Source organism: Allobosea lathyri (genome assembly GCF_900108245.1).
GTDB classification, from domain to species: Bacteria; Pseudomonadota; Alphaproteobacteria; order Rhizobiales; family Beijerinckiaceae; genus Allobosea; species Allobosea lathyri.
Genome location: NZ_FNUY01000004.1, coordinates 397782 through 415321, shown reverse-complemented (window position 1 = coordinate 415321; position 17540 = coordinate 397782). Strand labels below are relative to the sequence as shown.

Sequence of the window (17540 nt, the reverse complement as noted above, 5' to 3'; positions counted from 1 at the left end):
CTTCGAGACGCCGCTTCGCGGCTCCTCAGGATGAGGGCTGAGGGTAAAGACGGATTCACTCTACACCTTGAACGCCGCTTTCTTCATCGCGCTGGCCGAGAAGGCGACAGAGCCGATGATGATCGCGCCGAGGACGATATCCTGAACGTAATAGGGCGCTCCGAGCAGGACCAGCCCGTTGCCGAGCACCTTCAGCACCAGCGCGGCGAAGACCGTTCCGGGCACATTGGGCTTGCCGGGGTCGAACATGGTCATGCCCAGCAGGACGGCGGCGATGGCGTAGAGCAGATAGTCGCCCGCCATGTTGGGCGCAGCCGAGGACAGGTTGGCGGCGAGCAGCACGGCCATGATGCTGGCGAAGACGCCGGCCAGCAGCAGGCCGATGCGCTTCATCCGGGCTGTCGCGATACCGGCCAGGCGCGCGGCCTCGTCGGCCTCGCCGGTCGCGACCATATGCGCGCCGGTGCGGGTCCATTTGACCAGGCCATAGGCGAACAGGGTCGCGGCGCTCATCCACAACACGAGATTGGGGATGCCGAAGGTGTAGCCCCGGGCGAGCCCGGTGAAGCCGACGGGCCAGCGCCCGACGAAGGCGACGCCCTGCGTGATCATGAAGGCGAAGCCCTTGGCTATGGCTGCCGTGCCGAGCGTCATGATCAGCGAGGGAATGCGCAGCACGGTGACGCCATAGCCGTTCAGCGTGCCGAGCACGATGCCGACTGCGAGCGCAGCGGCAACCGCGACGGCCGGCGGGTATTGCAGCTGCACCAGCCAGCCGCAGACGACGGCGGCGAGGCTGGCGATTTCCGCGACCGAAAGATCGAGTTCGGCGACGGTAAAGGCGAGCGTGAAGCCGAGCGCGAGAATGGCGAGGAAGCTCGTATCCTTGAGCACGTTGACGATATTGGTCGGGCTGGCGAAATTCTTCGCGAAAATCAGGAAGAAGGCGATCAGCAGCAGGCCCGCAAAGGCCGTGCCGTAGCGCCCGATCAGCTCGCGCGGATTGATCCTGCGCATCGTCGTCACGTTCCCTTCGCGATGGCCGAGATCGGCTGGAGGATCTCGATGCCGCCGGTGATCGGGATCAGCGCGCCCGTGACGAAGGCCGCCCCCGGCGAGAGAAGGAAAGCGATCACGGCAGCGACATCCTCGGGTCTTCCCAATCGTCCAAGCGGCGTGCGGACTGCGGCGCCCTCGACCAGCGCGTTGAACTGCTGGGCGAAGCCGCCGCGCACCATTGGCGTATCAATGATGCCCGGCGCAACAGCGTTGACCCTGATGCCATGCGGGCCGAGCTGCTGGGCCATGCCATAGGTCAGGGTGGCGACGCCGCCCTTGGCCGAGCCATACGCAAGGTTCGCGCCGCCATTGGCATGGGCGATCGAGGAAATATGGACGATGGCGCCACCATCGCCCTGCGCGATCATCTGCCGGGCGGCGGCCTTGGCGATGCGAAACACGGAGGAGAGGTTGATGTCGACGAGCTTCTCCCACTCGTCGTCGTCCATATCGACCATCGGGACAGGGCGCGAGGCGCCGGCGCCGCTGACGAGATTGTCGAGCCGATTGAAGCGTGAGATCGCAAGGTCGATGCAGGCCTTCGGCAGATCGCGGTCGCGCACGTCGCCGGCGATGGTCGCGACCTCGCCGCCCGCAGCCGCGATTTCACTCGCCAGCCGTTCCAGCCCTTCGCTCTCCAGCCCCGACAGCACCAGCCTGTGGCCGGAGGCGGCCAGCATCATGGCGAGCGCGCCGCCGATGCCGCCGGAAGCGCCGGTGATCAGGGTGATCGGGGAATGCGATTGCTGGGATGCCATGCGTCAGGGCGCCTTCTTGTTGTCATCGGCTGGCCCGCTGCGAAGCGAGAGCGCCACGAGTTCCGCCGAGATCGGTGCCAGCGCCGCCTCGCTGCGCCGAAAGAGCGCGAAAAGCTCGCCATAGGCTGCATGTCGCGCCGGGTCCGGCTCGAAGCGTGCGGCGGTCGTGACGAGGCTTTCCTGCGCCTCCGCGAGCGAACCGAAACGGCCGAGCCCGGTCCAGCCGATGATCGCGGCGCCGAGCAGGCCGGGCTCTTTCGCAGCGCCGACGATGACGGGCCGGCCGCAGATATCAGCCTTGATCTGGCTCCAGACTGGATTGGCGGCCGCGCCGCCGCCGAAGCGGATTTCCGCCACCGGCTCGCCCAAGGCGGCCTCGGCGCGTTCGAGCACGATGCGGTTGAGGAAGGCGACGCCCTCCAGCACCGCAAAGGCGAGATCGGTCGCGCCGTGCTGGCGGTTGAGGCCGATGAAGGCGCCGCGCAGCGCCGGGTTCCAATAGGGCACGCGCTCGCCCTGCAGATAGGGCAGGAACAGCAAGGGCTGGGCGTGACGCGGGCCGGCGAGCAGCGCGTCGATGCTGTCACCGATATTGGTGGCATGGTTGTCGTCGCGACCGAGCAGCGCGAGCAGCCAGGAGACGGTATCGGCACCATTCTGGCTCGGGCCACCGATCTGGTAGAGCCCGCGCCAGTCGACGGTGAGCAGCCCTTCGGCCTCGACCGCGCTCTCGCTGATGACGCCGAGCACTTCGGTGGTGCCGGAGATGTTGTAGGCATAGCCCGGTCGCAGCGCGCCCAGGCCGGCGACGGCGGCCCAGGTATCGTTGGAGGAGCAGAAGACCGGCACGCCCGCGATACGGTCGAGCGGTGCGGGAAGACCGGAGACGGCCGGTCCGACGGCCTCGCAGGGTTCAAGCACGGACGGCAGGATCGCCGCCGACAGGCCGAGCGCGCCGAGCGGATCGATGCCGGCGACGATGTCCGTGCAGGCCAGCAGCCGCGCCAGCGAGACGGGGTCGCTGGCCTGCCGGCCGGTCAGGCGGAAGTTCAGATAGTCCTTCGGTTCCAGGACCGAAGCGATGCTGCGAAAGGTCTCATGTTCTTCTTCGCGCAGCCAAGCGAGGCGGGCCAGAGGATGAAAAGCGTTGATCCGCGCGCTTTCGGGGTGGTTTTCCGAAAGCCGCTCGCGCAGGCGGGTTGCGGCAGCGTCGGAGCGCGCATCCTTCCACGTCATGGCCGCGCGCAGCGGGCGGCCTTCCCTGTCGAGGAAGATCTGCGTCCGCGTCACGCCGCAGATCGCGACCGCCTGTATGGCGGCGAAGAGATCGGGGGCTGTGTCTGCCAGTCTGATGCAGGCTTCCACGAGCCTGTCCCACCAGGCGATCGGATCGATCTCGGAGCCGCCCATACGGTCGGTCGAGGCCGGGCCGGGGATCGTGCTTTCGGCCAACGTCACGCCATGCGCGTCAATCAGTGCCGCGCGGAAACTGGTGCCGCCGAGATCGCAGGCGAGGACGACGCTCATGGCGTGGCCGTGCTCATGATGTCGCCCGCGAAACCGCCGCAGTGCGGGAAGGCCCTGCGGCCCCGGCATGTCCTGTCATCCGATGTCCGATTGCGCCTTGGATCAGAAGCCTTGGGATCAGAAAATCCTGGGATCAGAAAACCCTGGGATCAGCGACCCGTCTGGCGGGCGTTGCCGAGGATATCGTCCACGAGGCGTTGCGAGGCAAGCGCTTCCTCGCCGGTCACGACGGGATCGCGATCCTGTTCGATCGCGTCGAGGAAGTCGGCGATGACGGCGCGGTGGGCGTCATGGGGGAAATCCATGATGTTGGCGCCGCTGCCGGTCGAGCCCTCGGCCTCGACGACCTCATTGCGTCCGTCGAGGAAGGCGAGGTGAAGCCTGCCGCCGATGAGCGCGGCGAAGCCCTTCGTGCCGATGATCTCGATGCGTTCGGGATGGCCGGGATAGGCCGCGGTCGTGGTGACCAGCGTCGCCGGCGCGCCATTGCCGATTTCCAGAAGGGCCGAAACGTAATCCTCTGTCTCCATCCTGTGCAGCGCCGTGGTGCGGACTTGCGCCGCGACGACGCGGGAGATGCCGACAAGCGAGCGGAACAGGTCGAGCGAGTGGATCGCCTGCGTCAGCAGCACGCCGCCGCCGTCGCGCGCCAGCGTGCCGCGTCCGGGTTCGTCGTAATAGGCCTGCGGGCGCCACCAGGGCACGCTCAGGAAGGCGGCCTCTATTGTGCCGAGCTCACCGCCGTCGATCGCGGCCTTCAGCCTGACGCTTGCGGGGCGGAAGCGATGCTGCAGTACGACGCCGAACACTTTGCCGGCTTGGCGCGCGGCATCGACGAGGCGCTGGCCGCGCTCGCTGGTCAGCTCAAGCGGTTTCTCGACGAGCACATGCTTGCCGGCCGCGAGGCAGCGCGCGGACACGTCGAGATGGCTGCTCGGGGGCGTCAGGACGATGACGGCCTCGACGGTCGGATCAGCCAGCACGGCGTCGAGATCGGTCGTCACAGGAAAGGCGAACTGACCCGCGAAAGCCGTGGCGCGCCCCGCCGTGCGGCTGACCGCCCAGCGGACGTCCACGCGCTCGCTCAGGTCGATCAGGCTCTTTGAATGGGGCAGGGATGCCGGCCCGAGGCCGATGACGGCGACACCGATCTTGCGCTTCACGTCAGGCTGCTCCTGTTAGCTTGTGATGATTTGTAGACGCAGCCCTCATCCTGAGGAGCCGCGAAGCGGCGTCTCGAAGGATGTTCCAGCGCGATCTGGAGCCACCCTTCGAGACGCCATTCCTGCGCAATGGCTCCTCAGGGTGAGGGCTCACAGTGTCGTCTCGAAACGATCCGCGCTGCCGTGGCCGGGCTTCTGCGGCAGAGGCATAGCCTTGTCCTGCGCTTCGAGCGCGAGCCGGCAGACGGTGAAGACATGGCTCTGGGTCGCCGCGGTCTGCGTCCGTGCGCCGATATCGGCGACGAGGTTGCGGAAATAGGTCAGCGGCTCGCGCGAGGCGTCGATATGGCGCGTGCCGGCCTTGTCGACGAGGAAGACATGGTCGGTGCCTTCCCGGCCGGCGATATCGACATATTTGCGTAGCTCGATCGTGCCTTCGGTTCCGAGGATCGTCAGGCGGCCATCGCCCCAGGTTGGAAGCCCGTCGGCGGTGAACCAGTCGACGCGGATATAGCCGCCGGCCCGGTCGCTGCGCAGGAGGATTTCACCGAAATCCTCGAATTCCGGCAGGTCGTAGGTGCCGAAGCGGCCGGTGCCGGAGGCAATGATCTCTGCATCGGTCGATCCGGTGAAATGCAGGAACTGGTCGATCTGATGCGAGGCGATGTCGGTCAGGATGCCGCCGAACCAGCGCTTGTCGAAGAACCAGGCCGGACGAATGGCGCGGTTGAGGCGGTGGGGACCCAGGCCGATGGTCTGGACGACACGCCCGATCGCGCCATCGGCGATCAACTTTCCCGCGACGATGGTCGCGGGGACGATGAAACGCTCGGAGAAGCAGACCGAGAAGATCCGCCCGGTCTGCGCCACCGCGGCTTCGACCTCCGCCAGCTGGGCGAAGGTGGTGACGCCGGGCTTGTCGACCATCACATCCTTGCCGGCCCGCATCGCCCTCACCGCAAGCGCGGCGCGCTCGGAGGGGATGCCGGCGCAGACGACCAAGTCGATCGACGGGTCGTCGATCAGTCGGTCGGCCGGGAGCGGGGTGAGATCGGGAAAGCGCTCGCGGAAGCCCGCGAGCACGCGCTCGTCGCTCGTCGCCGGGTCGAAGCCGGCGCATTCCGCGCCGGCCTCCAGGAGGCCACCGACCATATGGAAGATGTGGCGATGGTCGAGGCCGATTGCCGCGAAGCGCATGCTACTTGGGCGCCCCGTGACCGACGCCGATCTCCTGGTCCCAACGCCGGAAGGCGGCGACCAGACGCTCCGGTGTCAGCGGCGGCCGCGTCGGCAGCTTTGCGATCAGGTCGTCATATTCCGGCCGGCCGTATTCGGCGAGGACGTCGCGGCTTTCCTGCGGCGCCATCGCAAGCGTCACGCCCTTCACGGCCGGGCCAGGATAGAAATAGCCCTTGTCGTAGGTCTGGGCCTGCGCCTCGGGTTTCAGCATGTAGGACATCAGCGCCAGCAGGACGCCGACCTTGTCGGCCGACACGCCCTTGGGGATGCACATGAACTGGGTATCGGGAATCCAGTGCGTGTTGGCCAGTACGAAGACCTTGGCCTCCTTGGGCACGATACCGAGCGCGCGCGGGTTGATGTCCCAGCCGCAGGTCGAGACGATGACGTCGCGGGTGCCCTCGCCGAGTTCCTTCATCGTCGGGGTCGTACCGCCGGGATAATAGTCGATGCCGGTACCGAGTTCCTTGAGATAGGCCCAGCTCTTGTCCCACCCCTTCATCGGATCGGTCGGATCGGAGTCGTTCAGGATATAGGGCAGGCCCTGCAGCCAGGTCCAGCCGGGGCCGGAGTTCACCGGGCGCGCATAGGTGAAGCGCTTGGGGTTCTGTTTCACATAGGCCAGGAACTCCTCGGCGGTCTTGGGGACGACCTTGAGGCGATCGGGCGCATATTCGAACAGGGGCCCTGACGGCGAATAGACGACGGCGACACCCTCGTTCTGGCCGAAGTTGCGCTGCATCATCAGCGCCTGCTCGTGATAGACCTCCTCGGCCTTGGGCAGTTTCGCCGCGTGGGATTTCCAGACATCGATCCAAAGCCCCTGCTGGATGCCGTCCGACATCGCGCCGGGCCCGGTCAGCACCAGATCGATATCGACCCGGTTGGCTTCCTGCTGGGCCTTGAGCTTGGCCGGCAATTCCGGCGACGGCGCGCGCGAGAAGTTCAGCCGCGAGATCAGCTTCGGATTGTCCTTGGCGAAGCGTTCGATCGCGGCCTGCGTCAGCTGAAGGTTGCCTGCGACATCGATGATGTTGAGTGCGACGGGGTTGGCGGGCGGCGTAGCCTGGCCAAAGGCGCCGGTCGTCTGAAGGGCTGCAAGGCTCGCTGCGCCGGCGACCACGCCACGACGTGTCAGATTGGTCATTTCGTCTCCCTAGGTTGTTGCCCTCTATCCGTACCGTCAAGGCAAGTCGGGGCATAAACTGGGATACTAGTGCACCACAATCGCCGACGCTAGAGCGTCCGTGACTGAGCGGCAGCGGAATTGCGCATGGCCAAAAACGGTGCCTATCCGCGATCGGTCACCAATGCGCCCGCTGCGCGACTGAGCAGGGGAGCGGCGGCGCCGTGGATCTCGTGCTGCTGGCTTGCGCGCACGCTGGCCAGATGCGGCATGGCAAAGCCGTCCATCGTACCTTCCGCCCTGAGCAACTCGTCGAAATGGGCCCAGAGCTGCGGATTGGCGGCAAAGGGGCCGCTGACCGCGATGCGTGTCGGGAAGAAAATCCGGCAGGCATTGGCGAGTGCGCGTGCGAGCAGGCGAGCGGCCGTTTCGATCTCGGGCAGGCTCATCAGGTCGCGGCCCGAAAGTTGCCGGGCAAGCCGGGCCTCGTCCTCCTCCAGATCGGGCCAGCGCTGCCTCAGCGCTGGCAGGAGCGACCAGAGCGCCGCGCCGGTTTCGAGGCAGGCGGTGTTGCCGCAACCGCAGCTGCGCTCTTCCAGGGCCGAGAGCCGCCAATGGCCGATCTCGCCGAAGGAGCCGGCCGGTGCGAAGGGCTGTCCGTTGACGGCATAGGCGAGGCCAATGCCCCAGCCCCAATGCAGGAGCAGCGTGCTTCCGGCGAACTGCTCGGGCTCTCGTGCTGCGCGGGCCCGCAATTCGGCGTCGAGATTGCGGCAGATTTCGACGGGGCCGGCGATGGGCGCAAGAATCGCGGCGATGTCCAGTCCGCGCATCTTCGGCCAGCGCGAGGCCATCAGCCATTGGCCGCGCTGCAGATCGAGCAAGCCCGACAGTGAGACGGCGGTGCCGGCATGGCTCATGCCACGCGGCATCGCCTCGATCAGCAGGCGGGCCAGCTCGGCCATTGCAGCGGCGATGGCGGCGTTGTCAGCGTCGCGAGCGATCATGATCGTGCGTTCCGCGACGAGATGTCCACTGAGATCGACCAGCGCGCCGGACAGCGACTGGCTGGAGACATAGATCACGGAGGTACCGATGCGTCTGGTATTGGCGACGAGCACGGCGGCGGGGCGGCCACGACCGCTGGCCTCTCCTGTCGTTTCCAGAATGAGGCGGTGCGCCAGCAGATCGCCCGTCACGCGCGATGTCGTGGTCGAGCGCATGCCCAGCAGCCTGCTGACGTCGGAGCGGGAATGCGCCAGGCCGGCCAGAACCAGCCGGTAGACCCGCGCGCAGTCGCGCTCATAGGCCGTCGAGAGCCCGCTATCGTCGATCGTCACCAGCGCCACGGCGTTGCCTCTTATTCAGAACGCTTCGGTTCAAAAATTACGGTTGCGTTTCCGCGAAAGCTTCATAAGCTTCAAGCCAGAATATAGAAAAATTTATCTCGTAAAAGGTTCAAAAATAGCATGATCGATATTCGCATCGCCGCTGACAAGGAGACGTTGGGCGTGCAGGCCGCAGCGCTGGGCGCGCAGGCGATCCGCGAGGCTCAGGCCCGTTTCGGCGAGGCAACGATCATCGTCGCCACCGGCGCGAGCCAGTTCGACGTGCTCAAGGCTCTGGTCGCAGCCGAAGGCATCGACTGGACCAAGGTCACCGCTTTCCATCTCGACGAATATGTCGGTCTCGGCGAGCAGCACCCGGCGAGCTTCAGGGGGTATCTCCGCCTGCGCTTCATGCTGCCGCTGAATGACGCGCCCACATTCGTTCCGGTCGATGGCGAGGGTGATCCCGACGCCGAGACGCAGCGCCTCAGCGCCTTGATCGCGGGACGGCGCATCGATGTCTGCTTTGCCGGCATCGGCGAGAACTGCCACCTTGCCTTCAACGACCCGCCGGCCGATTTCGATACAGACGCGCCCTATATCGTGGTGAAGCTGGACGATGCCTGCCGCCAGCAGCAGTTCGGCGAGGGCTGGTTCCCCAGCTTCGATGCCGTGCCGGAACGCGCGATCTCGATGAGCGTGAAGCAAATCCTGAAGAGCGAGCTGATCGTTCTCTGCGTCTCCGACACGCGCAAGGCGCAAGCGACGCGGGACGCGCTGGAAGGGCCGGTCAGCAACCTGCATCCGGCCTCGATCCTCCAGCAGCACAAGAATACCGTGCTGTTCATCGATCCGCCTGCCGCCTCGCTTTTGAAGCGCGGTTGAGCTTGGAACGGGAGCAGGCGTTGCCCATGCTGACAGCGGGTCTTGTCGATCTCCAGGTCAACGGCTTTGCCGGCGTCGACTTCAACTCCGGCACGGTGACGGCGGCGGAGATCGACCACGCGTTTGAGGCGATGCTGGCGACGGGCGTCACCACCTGCCTGCCGACCATCATCACGGCGCATCCCCACGAGCTGGAGACGCGCCTGAAAGTCCTCGACATGGCGGTCGCGGCAAGCCGGCTCGGGCCGCTGATGTGCCCGGGCTATCATCTTGAGGGTCCGTTCCTGAATCCGGCGGCCGGCTATGCCGGCTGCCATCCGCCGGACGCGATGATCGCGGCCGATCCGGCTCTCGTCGACCGTCTGGAGCAGGGCCTTGCCCGGCCGATCCTGATGGTTACGGTCGCGCCGGAAGTCGCCGGCGTGCTGCCGCTGATCGAGGCCCTGGCACGAACTCATCGGATCGTGGCGCTCGGCCATACGGCCGCGGATTTCGACGTGATCGCTGCGGCGGCGCAGGCCGGCGCGACGCTTTCGACCCATCTCGGCAATGGCATGCCGCAGCAGGCGCACAAGCTCGTCAATCCGATCTTCGCGCAGCTCGCCGAAGACCGGCTCTGGGCAAGCTTCATTGCCGATGGCATCCATGTCCACCCGAAGGCCCTGCAATCGCTGCTGCGGGCCAAGGGGTTTTCGCGGGCGATCCTCGTCACCGATGCGGTGGTGGGGGCTGCGGCCACGCCCGGCCGTTACAGCTTCGCCGGGATGGCGGTCGAGCGCGGGGCGGATGGCTCTGTGCGGCTGGCGAGCAGCGCCTCGCTCGCAGGCTCGGCGCTCTGCCTCGATCAGGCCGTGCGCAATGTCATTGAATGGGGATTGGCGACGCCTGAAGAGGCGGTCGCGATGGCGTCGAGCCATCCGCTCGCGGCGCTGGAGCCGGCTTTGCGCGCCCGCGGGATCGCGCTTGCCGAAAGCCAGCTCGAATGGTCGCAGGATCTCTTCATCCGACGCGCCCGCATCGGCGATGTCGAGCGTCGTTACGCCATGCCTGACGTCTCGCGAATTCAAGCAACGATTTAATCAAAAAGGGGAGATCACGATATGAGCAACGACCTGACAGGCCTCAACCGCCGCGCCGTTCTGGGCGGCCTGGCTGCAGTGGCGACCGGTGCGCCGGGCGCATTTGCTGCCTCGCCGGCGCTGCCTTCCGCGCCGGTGGTGATCAGCGTCATCGATGTCGGCGGCGCGCTGGCCTTGATGCAGAAGGCGTTCGAGGATTATCGCACCGCCAATCCCAAGCTGGTCTCGCGCATCGCCTTCGTGAAGGCACCGGCGCCTGAACTCGCCAGCAAGATCAAAGCGCAGCAGGAGGCAGGCCGCGCCGATCTCGATCTCGTGCTGACCGGCAGCGACGGACTCGCCGCAGGGCTCGACCAGAAGCTGTGGCAGAAGATCCTGCCCGACTTCGCGGATAAATTCCCGAAGATCGAGGAGAATTACGAGCCGGCCGCGCTGAATCTGCACAAGGTCCAGGGCGATGGTTTCGGCGTCGTGGTGAACTATTACCCGTCCGGGCCGCTGCTCGAATATGCGCCCGAGCGCGTCAAGGCGGTGCCGACCTCGGCCGAGGAGCTGCTGGCCTGGGCCAAGCAGAACCCCAACAAGTTCATGTATGCCCGCCCGACCAATTCCGGGCCCGGCCGCACCTTCATGATGGGCCTGCCCTACATTCTCGGCGACAAGGACCCGCAGGACCCGGTCGGTGGCTGGGACAAGACCTGGGCCTATCTCCAGGAACTTGGCCAGTACATCGAGTATTATCCGGCCGGCACCGGCGCGACGATGAAGGAGTTCGGCGAGGGCTCGCGCGACATCATCATCTCGACCACCGGCTGGGACATCAATCCGCGCGCGCTCGGAATCGTGCCGAAATCGGCGAAGATCCAGACCCTGAAGGGCTTCCACTGGGTGTCCGACGCGTTCTTCATGTGCGTGCCCAAGGGCATTCCCAGCGATCGTCTCGCAGTCGTGCTCGACATGATGGCCTATGTCCTGACGCCCAAGGCTCAGGCCTATGCCTATGACGAGGGCTATCTCTATCCGGGCCCGGCGGTGAAGAACGTGCCGCTGTCGCTGGCGCCCGAGAGCAGCCAGAAGGTCATCGAGGAGTTCGGCCGGCCCGAATATGCCGACCTCATCGCCAACAACCCGATCGAGCTGCCGCTGAAGCCCGAGAAGATGGTCGTCGCGTTCCGGAAATGGGACGAAATGGTCGGCGCCAAGCGCGCGCGCTGAGCGCCTTCTCTGCAGCCCCCATCCCTGGAGACGCCATTCCTTTGGGAATGGCTCTCAGGACGAGGGCCGGGGCTGTCGAAAGATAGACTGGCCGTGCCGCTGGCTGATCAGCCCGGCACGGCCATTTCTTTGTCCTGATCGGCCAAGCGCCAGAACAGGCGCACGCCGCCATCGCCGGTGCTTTCGAGGCCCGGTACGGCCGAAAGCAGCTTGCGGGTGTAGGCGTGGCGGGGATTGTCGAAGATCTCGTCGCGCGAGCCTTCCTCGACGATGCGGCCCTCATGCATGACGATGACGCGGTCGGCCACCTGCTCGACCACGCCGAGATCATGGCTGATGAACAGGCAGGAGAAGCCGTGCTTGCGCTGCAATTCGGCGAAGAGCTCGAGAACCTGCGCGCGCACCGTGACATCGAGCGCCGAGACCGGTTCGTCGGCGATGACGAAGCTCGGCCGGCGCACGATGGCGCGCGCGATCGCGATGCGCTGGCGCTGCCCGCCCGAGAGTTCGTGCGGATAGCGGCTGGCGAAGCCGTCCTTCAGTCCGACCTCGGCCAGCACCTCGGCGACGCGGGCTTTCCTCTCGTCCGTGCTCATGCCGGGCACCAACCGCAGCGGCTCGGCGACGAGCTGCCCGATGGTCATGCGCGGGTCGAGCGAGGAATAGGGGTCCTGGAACACCATCTGGCAGCTCAGGCGGTAGTCCCAATAGGCTGTTTCGCTCTTGAAGATCGGCTTGCCGTTGAACAGGATGTCGCCGCCGGTGGGCTTGAGCAGGCCGGCAATGGCCTGGCCGAGCGTGGTCTTGCCCGAGCCCGAGCCGCCGACGACGGCCACGACCTGCCGGGGCTGAACCTCAAGGCTGATGCCGTGAAGCGCCCGCTTGGGAGCTTCCTTGCGGAAGAAGCCCTGCCGGCCGGGATAGTCGACGATCAGCTCGCGCGCGGCGACGATCGGCGTCTGCGCTTCCGGCAATGCGCGGGCCGGCAGCCGGTGCGGCATCGCGGCCAGCAGCTTGCGCGTATAGGGATGTTGCGGACGCGCCAGAATGTCCTCGGCCAAGCCCTGTTCGACCACGTCGCCCTGGCACATCACGACGATCCGGCTGCAATAGCGCGCGACCATGCCGAGATCGTGCGAGATCAGCAGGACGGCGGTGCCGTTCGCCTGGGTCAGGTCGACCATCAGCTCCATCACGTCGCGCTGCACGACGGCGTCGAGCGCGGTGGTCGGCTCGTCGGCGATCAGCAGGGCCGGCTTCAGCAGCATGACAGAGGCCAGCATGATGCGCTGGCGCATGCCGCCGGAGAACTGGTGCGGATAGGCGGTGAGGGCGCCCTCGGGATCGCGCAGGCCGACACGCCGGAGCATGTCGAGGATCAACGCCTTGCGGCCAGCCGCATCGAGCTTGCGATGCAGGGCAAGGCCCTCGTCGAGCTGGCGGCCGATCAGCATCGACGGGTTGAGGGAGGTCATCGGCTCCTGGAAGACCATGCCGACCCGCGAGCCGCGCATCGCGCGCAGGCGCTTGGGCGGCATCGTCGTGACCTCTTCGCCGTCGAACAGGATCGAACCGGAGGTCATCCTGACGGCCGGCGGCACGAAACCCATCAGGGCGCGCGCGGCCAGCGTCTTGCCGGAGCCGGATTCGCCGACGATGCCGACGATCTCGCCCGGCGACACCGAAAAGCTGACATCGTTGACGACGGTCTTCCCGGTCGCGCCGATCTTCAGCGTGAGGTCCTTGACCTCCAACAGGGCTTTGATGGCGTTCATCGCATGCCCCTCATCCGCGGATCGAGCCGGTCGCGCACGGCGTCGCCGAGCAGGTTGATACCGAGCAGCGTCAGCGAGATGCACAGGCCCGGGAAGATGCCGAGCCAGACCGCCTGGCCGATATAGGGGCGGCTGCCTGCTAGCATGTTGCCCCAGGTCGGCGCCGGCGGCGGGACGCCCAGGCCCAGGAAGGACAGGGCGCTCTCGGCCAGCAGCACCCAGCCGAACAGCGATGTCGCCAGCACTGTGAGCGGCGCGATGCAATTGGGCAGGATGTGGCGGGCCATGGTGAAGGCCTCGGAATTGCCCATCACGCGGGAGGCGGAGATGAACTCCTTCTCGCGCAGCGAGAGCACGGTGCCGCGAACGATGCGCGCGACCGAGGGCGTATAGGCGATGCCAAGCGCGACGATGATGCCATATTTGTTGGCGCCGACCACGGCCAGCAGCCCAAGCGCCAGCAGGATGCCGGGGAAGGCGAGCAGCGCGTCGTTGAACGCCATGACGATGCGATCGAACCAGCCCCGGACATAGCCGGAAAAGATGCCGATGATCGTACCGAGCGTGACGGCGAGCAGGACCGTCAGCAGGCTGATCCAGACGCTGGTCGCAGCGCCCGCCATCAGACGGCTCAGGACATCGCGGCCGAATTCGTCGGTGCCGAGCCAGTGGGCCGCGCTTGGGGCGGCGAGCTTGGCGCGGAAGCTCAGCTGCAGCGGATCGAAGGGCGTCCAGACCGCGCCGATGCCGGCGACGATGGCGAGGCCGCCGATGAGCGCGCCGCCGATCAGCGCGTTGGGTGCGGGAGTTTTCATTCGGCCGTCACCCTCGGGTCGAAGATGGGATAGCAGAGGTCGATGACGAGGTTCACCAGCACATAGGTGAAGGCGACGAAGAGCATGCAGCCCTGGATCACCGGGTAATCGCGGGCAAAGATCGCATCGACGAGCAGCCGGCCGAGGCCGGGAATGGTGAAGACGGTTTCGACCACCGCGATGCCGCCCAGCAGATTGCCAAGCACGAGGCCGATCAGCGTCCAGGTCGGCCCGAACGCGTTCTTGAAGGCGTGACGCCAGAGCACGGCCATTTCGGAGAGGCCCTTGGCGCGGGCATGGGTGATGTAGTCCAGCCGCATCACCTCCAGCGTCGAGGCCCGCGCCATGCGCAGGATGACGCCGATTTCGTGCAGGAACAGCGTCAGGATCGGCATCACCAGATAGAGCACACCGGCCCAGGGGTCGTCGCCGATCGAGACATAGCCGACGACCGGAAGCCATTCGAGCTTGAGGCCGAAGAACAGCAGCAGCAGCAGGCCGAGCCAGAAGGTCGGGATCGAAAGCAGCAGCGTCGCGGTTGCGACGAGGCCGAGGTCGAGCGTCGAATCCTGCCGCCAGGCGGCGATCACGCCGGCCGGCACGGCCACGAGGCTGGCCAGCAGAACCGCGGTCAGCACGATCTGCGCGCTGACCCAGAAGCGCGACAGGATCAGCGGGAGCACGGCCTGCTGCGAGTTGATCGACTGGCCGAAATCGCCCTGCAGGACCTTGCCGATCCAGATCAGGAACTGGGTCGGCAGGCTCTGGTCGAGCCCCAGCTTGGCGCGCAGATCGGCCAGGCTCGCCGGTGTCGCCAGGTCGCCCAGCATGAGTTGCGCAGGGTCGCCCGGTATCAGGCGGATCAGGACGAAGACCGACACTGCCACGATCAGCAGCGTCGGCAGCGCCATGGCGACCCGTGTCAGTGCGAAGCGCAGCATCCGCTTCCCCTTCGGCTATGGGACAGGTTTCGACGGCTTCAGTTCGCCAGCGTGACTTCCCACATGCGCAGCTTGGACTGCCAGGGCTGGAAGCCCTTCACGCGCTTGGAATGGGCGAGGACGTCGAGACCGTTGAAGGTGAAGATCAGCGGCACCTCGTCGATCGTGCGCTTGTGCAACTCGTCGAACAGCTTCTGCCGCTCGGCCTTGTCGGCAACCGCCATCGATTTGTCGATCAGGGCGAGCGCCTGCGGCTCCTCCCAGACCTTGCGCGGCTGCTTGTCCTTGGGGCCGGCGAACTGCTCGAAGCCCAGCGCGGGGTCGAAGCGCGAGGAATAGGAGAAGGACTGCATCTGGTAGTTGCCCTTGTTGTAGCGGTCGAGCTGCGTCGCCCATTCCAGCACCTCGATCTCGGCATTGATGCCGACGGCCTGCATCATCGCCTGCGCCACGACGGCGGCGGGGAAGCTCGGCACGGTCGAGCGCTTGTTGGCGAGAATGGTGATCTTCTCGCCCTTGTAGCCGGCCTCCTGCAGCAGCTTCTTGGCCTGGGCGGGGTCGTATTTCAGGCCCTGCTTCTCGACGGCGCCGAAATAGGCCGAACCCGGATAGATCGGCGAGGTGTTGGGCTGCGCGAGGCCCGACGAGGCGGCAGCAACGATCTCGTCCATATCCATGGATGCAGCGATCGCCTGCCGCAGCTTCTGGTTCTTCAGAAGCGGATCGCGCGTCTGGATCAGGAAGGCATGGCGAACGGCGTTCGAGGCGACGGCGACCTCAAGCTTGGGATTGGTCTTCAGCTCGGGGACGTCGCTGTAGAGGATCTCGCCGAGATCGATCGCGCCGGAGATCAGGCCAGCCTTGACGGTCGCGGGATCGCGCACGATCAGGAATTTCACGTCCTTGATCAGAGGGCGCTTCGAGCCGAGATAGCCATCGCGCTTGCCGTCGGTCTTCAAGGGCGAATAGCCGTCGAAGGCGGTCATGGTGAAATATTCGGCCCGCTTCCACTCGCCGAGCTTGTAGGGCCCGGTGCCGATCGGCTTGTCGAAGCTGCCGTCGGCCTTGACCGAATCCTTGTGGATCACGGCCGCCATGGCGCAGTCGGTGCGTGCCAGCGCGTCGAGGAACAGCGCGGTGGACTGGTTGAGCTTCATCACGACAGTGCCGGCATCGGGAGCCTCGACCGACTCGACCTTCAGCCCGTTGCGGCCGTCGAACTCGGACAGGCAGCGCCAGTCCGTCTTCGGGTCCATGTAGCGGTTCCAGCTCCACAGCACATCGGCCGAGGTCAGGTCGGCACCGTTATGGAACTTCACGCCCTTGCGCAGGGTGAAGGTGTAGGTCTTCCCATCGGCGGAGACGTCGATCTTCTCGGCCAGCAGCGGGCCTACCGTGCCATCCTCGCCGTAGCCGACGAGGCCCTCGACGAGCTGGAGGACGAAATCATCGGTGTTGTCGTCGCGGTTGACGCCGGGATTGATGCTGCGGATGTCGGCCGCCACCGAGACGGTGACGGATTGCGCGACAGCCGGGCTCGCGAGCACGGCCAACATGAAGGCAGAGGCTAGAATACGGCTCATAGCGATTCCCCTGTTATCGTTGTGTTCTTGATCCGGTCGGCGGCGATCTCAGGCCGCCTTGACGCCGCCACGGCGGCGACGAGCCAGAATGTCTGCGAAAAAGTCCTGCACGCGCGGGACGGCTCTCAGGCCGTCATGCGCCATGTTCGGCACGAGATCGAACTGCACAGAGACCCCCGCGGCCTCGAAGGATTTGCGCAGGCTGGCCAGCCGCTCGGGGCGGGTCGCGCCGGCGTGGTTGGCGTCCGGCATCCAGTTGCGGCCGCCCGGCTGGTGGGTGATTTCCCAGGTTTCGAGATCGGCCGCGCCGACGATCATCTGCACGGGAACCTGACGCATCGCCTCGAGATCGGGAGCAGTGCCGAATAGTTCGGCCATGTTGCGGGTGCCGACCCACCAGTCGCGCGTTGGATCGAGCAGCGTTACCGAACCCGGCGCGCCGATCGATGCCGCCCAGAGCCTTTGCGGCTGCAGCATCAGGAAACGGTGCGTGAAATGACCGCCGCCGGAATAGCCGAACAGACCGAAGCGATCGAATTTCGCGCGATAGCGCTGCGCGACCTCCTCGACCATGGCGAGCAGCACCTGGTCATAACGGATGTTGCCTTCGCGCATGTATTTGAAGCCATCGCGATTATCGTCGCCGAGCACGCCGATCGGGAATAGCGGGGCGAGGATGATGCAATTGTTCCAGCGGCCGAACTCGGCGAAGGCGTCGCGATATCCGGTGAAGCCGCGGCCGGTGCCATGCATGGCGACGACAAGCTCGGGCGGCTCGCCGCGTTCTGCAAGCGTCGACGGCGCATAGAGGCAATAGCTGAAGCGCGGATCCTGACGGCAGGCGATCACCGGCGTCGGGCCGAGATCATAGAGCGCCTTGCCGCGGGCGGCGGCCTCATCTTCCGGCTTCGGGTTCACAGCGGCGGGAGCGGTCATCGTGTAGATCCTATTGGCGGTATAATTGGCGCCAATTATGTTGCATGTTATTATGGGCCCTGCAACAGGCAGATGCCCAGGTTTTCGAATCCGTCATCCATCCAAACGTTC

15 protein-coding genes are annotated in these 17540 nt (G+C 66.0%); 3 read left to right on the top strand and 12 right to left on the bottom strand.

The window, feature by feature from the left end; genetic code table 11:
- Positions 1-60: 60 nt before the first annotated feature.
- From C4S73_RS12405 to C4S73_RS12375, 7 genes are all read right to left on the bottom strand, one after another.
- A complete protein-coding gene (locus tag C4S73_RS12405) occupies positions 61-1017 on the bottom strand; it encodes an ABC transporter permease (protein WP_103872921.1) in 957 nt (318 codons plus the stop codon).
- A 5-nt stretch (positions 1018-1022) separates the two neighbouring features.
- The gene (locus C4S73_RS12400) at positions 1023-1817 is read right to left on the bottom strand and encodes an SDR family NAD(P)-dependent oxidoreductase (RefSeq protein WP_103872795.1); all 795 of its coding nucleotides are present in this window, start codon (positions 1815-1817) and stop codon (positions 1023-1025) included.
- Between the two features lie 3 nt (positions 1818-1820).
- Positions 1821-3344 carry a xylulokinase gene (locus tag C4S73_RS12395; RefSeq protein ID WP_103872794.1) on the bottom strand — a complete coding sequence of 508 codons (1524 nt, stop codon included), beginning with the start codon at positions 3342-3344 and terminating at the stop codon, positions 1821-1823.
- 149 nt (positions 3345-3493) lie between these two features.
- Complete coding sequence (locus C4S73_RS12390) at positions 3494-4507, bottom strand: Gfo/Idh/MocA family protein (RefSeq protein WP_103872793.1); 1014 nt, start codon at positions 4505-4507, stop codon at positions 3494-3496.
- A gap of 150 nt (positions 4508-4657) precedes the next feature.
- On the bottom strand, positions 4658-5704 hold the full coding sequence (locus C4S73_RS12385) for a Gfo/Idh/MocA family protein (RefSeq protein ID WP_103872792.1): 1047 nt from the start codon (positions 5702-5704) through the stop codon (positions 4658-4660).
- Between the two features lies 1 nt (position 5705).
- Positions 5706-6893 (bottom strand): extracellular solute-binding protein, encoded by a 1188-nt coding sequence (locus C4S73_RS12380; RefSeq protein WP_103872791.1) that lies wholly within the window; start codon positions 6891-6893, stop codon positions 5706-5708.
- Between the two features lie 143 nt (positions 6894-7036).
- Positions 7037-8221 (bottom strand): ROK family protein, encoded by a 1185-nt coding sequence (locus C4S73_RS12375; protein ID WP_103872790.1) that lies wholly within the window; start codon positions 8219-8221, stop codon positions 7037-7039.
- A gap of 120 nt (positions 8222-8341) precedes the next feature.
- Here C4S73_RS12375 and C4S73_RS12370 point away from each other — a divergent pair, with 120 nt between their 5' ends.
- The 3 genes from C4S73_RS12370 to C4S73_RS12360 are packed head-to-tail and all read left to right on the top strand — an operon-like array spanning position 8342 to position 11379.
- Entirely contained in the window at positions 8342-9085 is a 744-nt protein-coding gene (locus tag C4S73_RS12370; protein ID WP_103872789.1) for a glucosamine-6-phosphate deaminase, read from the top strand.
- Positions 9086-9111: 26 nt separating this feature from the next.
- On the top strand, positions 9112-10164 hold the full coding sequence (locus tag C4S73_RS12365; protein ID WP_103872788.1) for an N-acetylglucosamine-6-phosphate deacetylase: 1053 nt from the start codon (positions 9112-9114) through the stop codon (positions 10162-10164).
- A 21-nt stretch (positions 10165-10185) separates the two neighbouring features.
- Positions 10186-11379, top strand: a complete 1194-nt coding sequence (locus C4S73_RS12360) for an extracellular solute-binding protein (protein WP_103872787.1) — start codon at positions 10186-10188, stop codon at positions 11377-11379.
- 107 nt (positions 11380-11486) lie between these two features.
- Here C4S73_RS12360 and C4S73_RS12355 read toward each other — a convergent pair whose 3' ends face one another.
- The 5 genes from C4S73_RS12355 to C4S73_RS12335 are packed head-to-tail and all read right to left on the bottom strand — an operon-like array spanning position 11487 to position 17429.
- Positions 11487-13154 (bottom strand): ABC transporter ATP-binding protein, encoded by a 1668-nt coding sequence (locus tag C4S73_RS12355; protein WP_200827993.1) that lies wholly within the window; start codon positions 13152-13154, stop codon positions 11487-11489.
- Positions 13151-13969, bottom strand: coding sequence for an ABC transporter permease (locus C4S73_RS12350; protein WP_103872786.1), 819 nt, complete (start codon positions 13967-13969; stop codon positions 13151-13153). Before C4S73_RS12350 ends, C4S73_RS12355 begins: the two co-directional genes overlap by 4 nt.
- Positions 13966-14910 (bottom strand): ABC transporter permease, encoded by a 945-nt coding sequence (locus C4S73_RS12345; RefSeq protein ID WP_103872785.1) that lies wholly within the window; start codon positions 14908-14910, stop codon positions 13966-13968. Before C4S73_RS12345 ends, C4S73_RS12350 begins: the two co-directional genes overlap by 4 nt.
- Positions 14911-14948: 38 nt before the next feature.
- Positions 14949-16493 carry an ABC transporter substrate-binding protein gene (locus C4S73_RS12340; RefSeq protein WP_103872784.1) on the bottom strand — a complete coding sequence of 515 codons (1545 nt, stop codon included), beginning with the start codon at positions 16491-16493 and terminating at the stop codon, positions 14949-14951.
- Between the two features lie 48 nt (positions 16494-16541).
- The gene (locus C4S73_RS12335; RefSeq protein WP_103872783.1) at positions 16542-17429 is read right to left on the bottom strand and encodes an alpha/beta hydrolase family protein; all 888 of its coding nucleotides are present in this window, start codon (positions 17427-17429) and stop codon (positions 16542-16544) included.
- Positions 17430-17540: the final 111 nt, after the last annotated feature.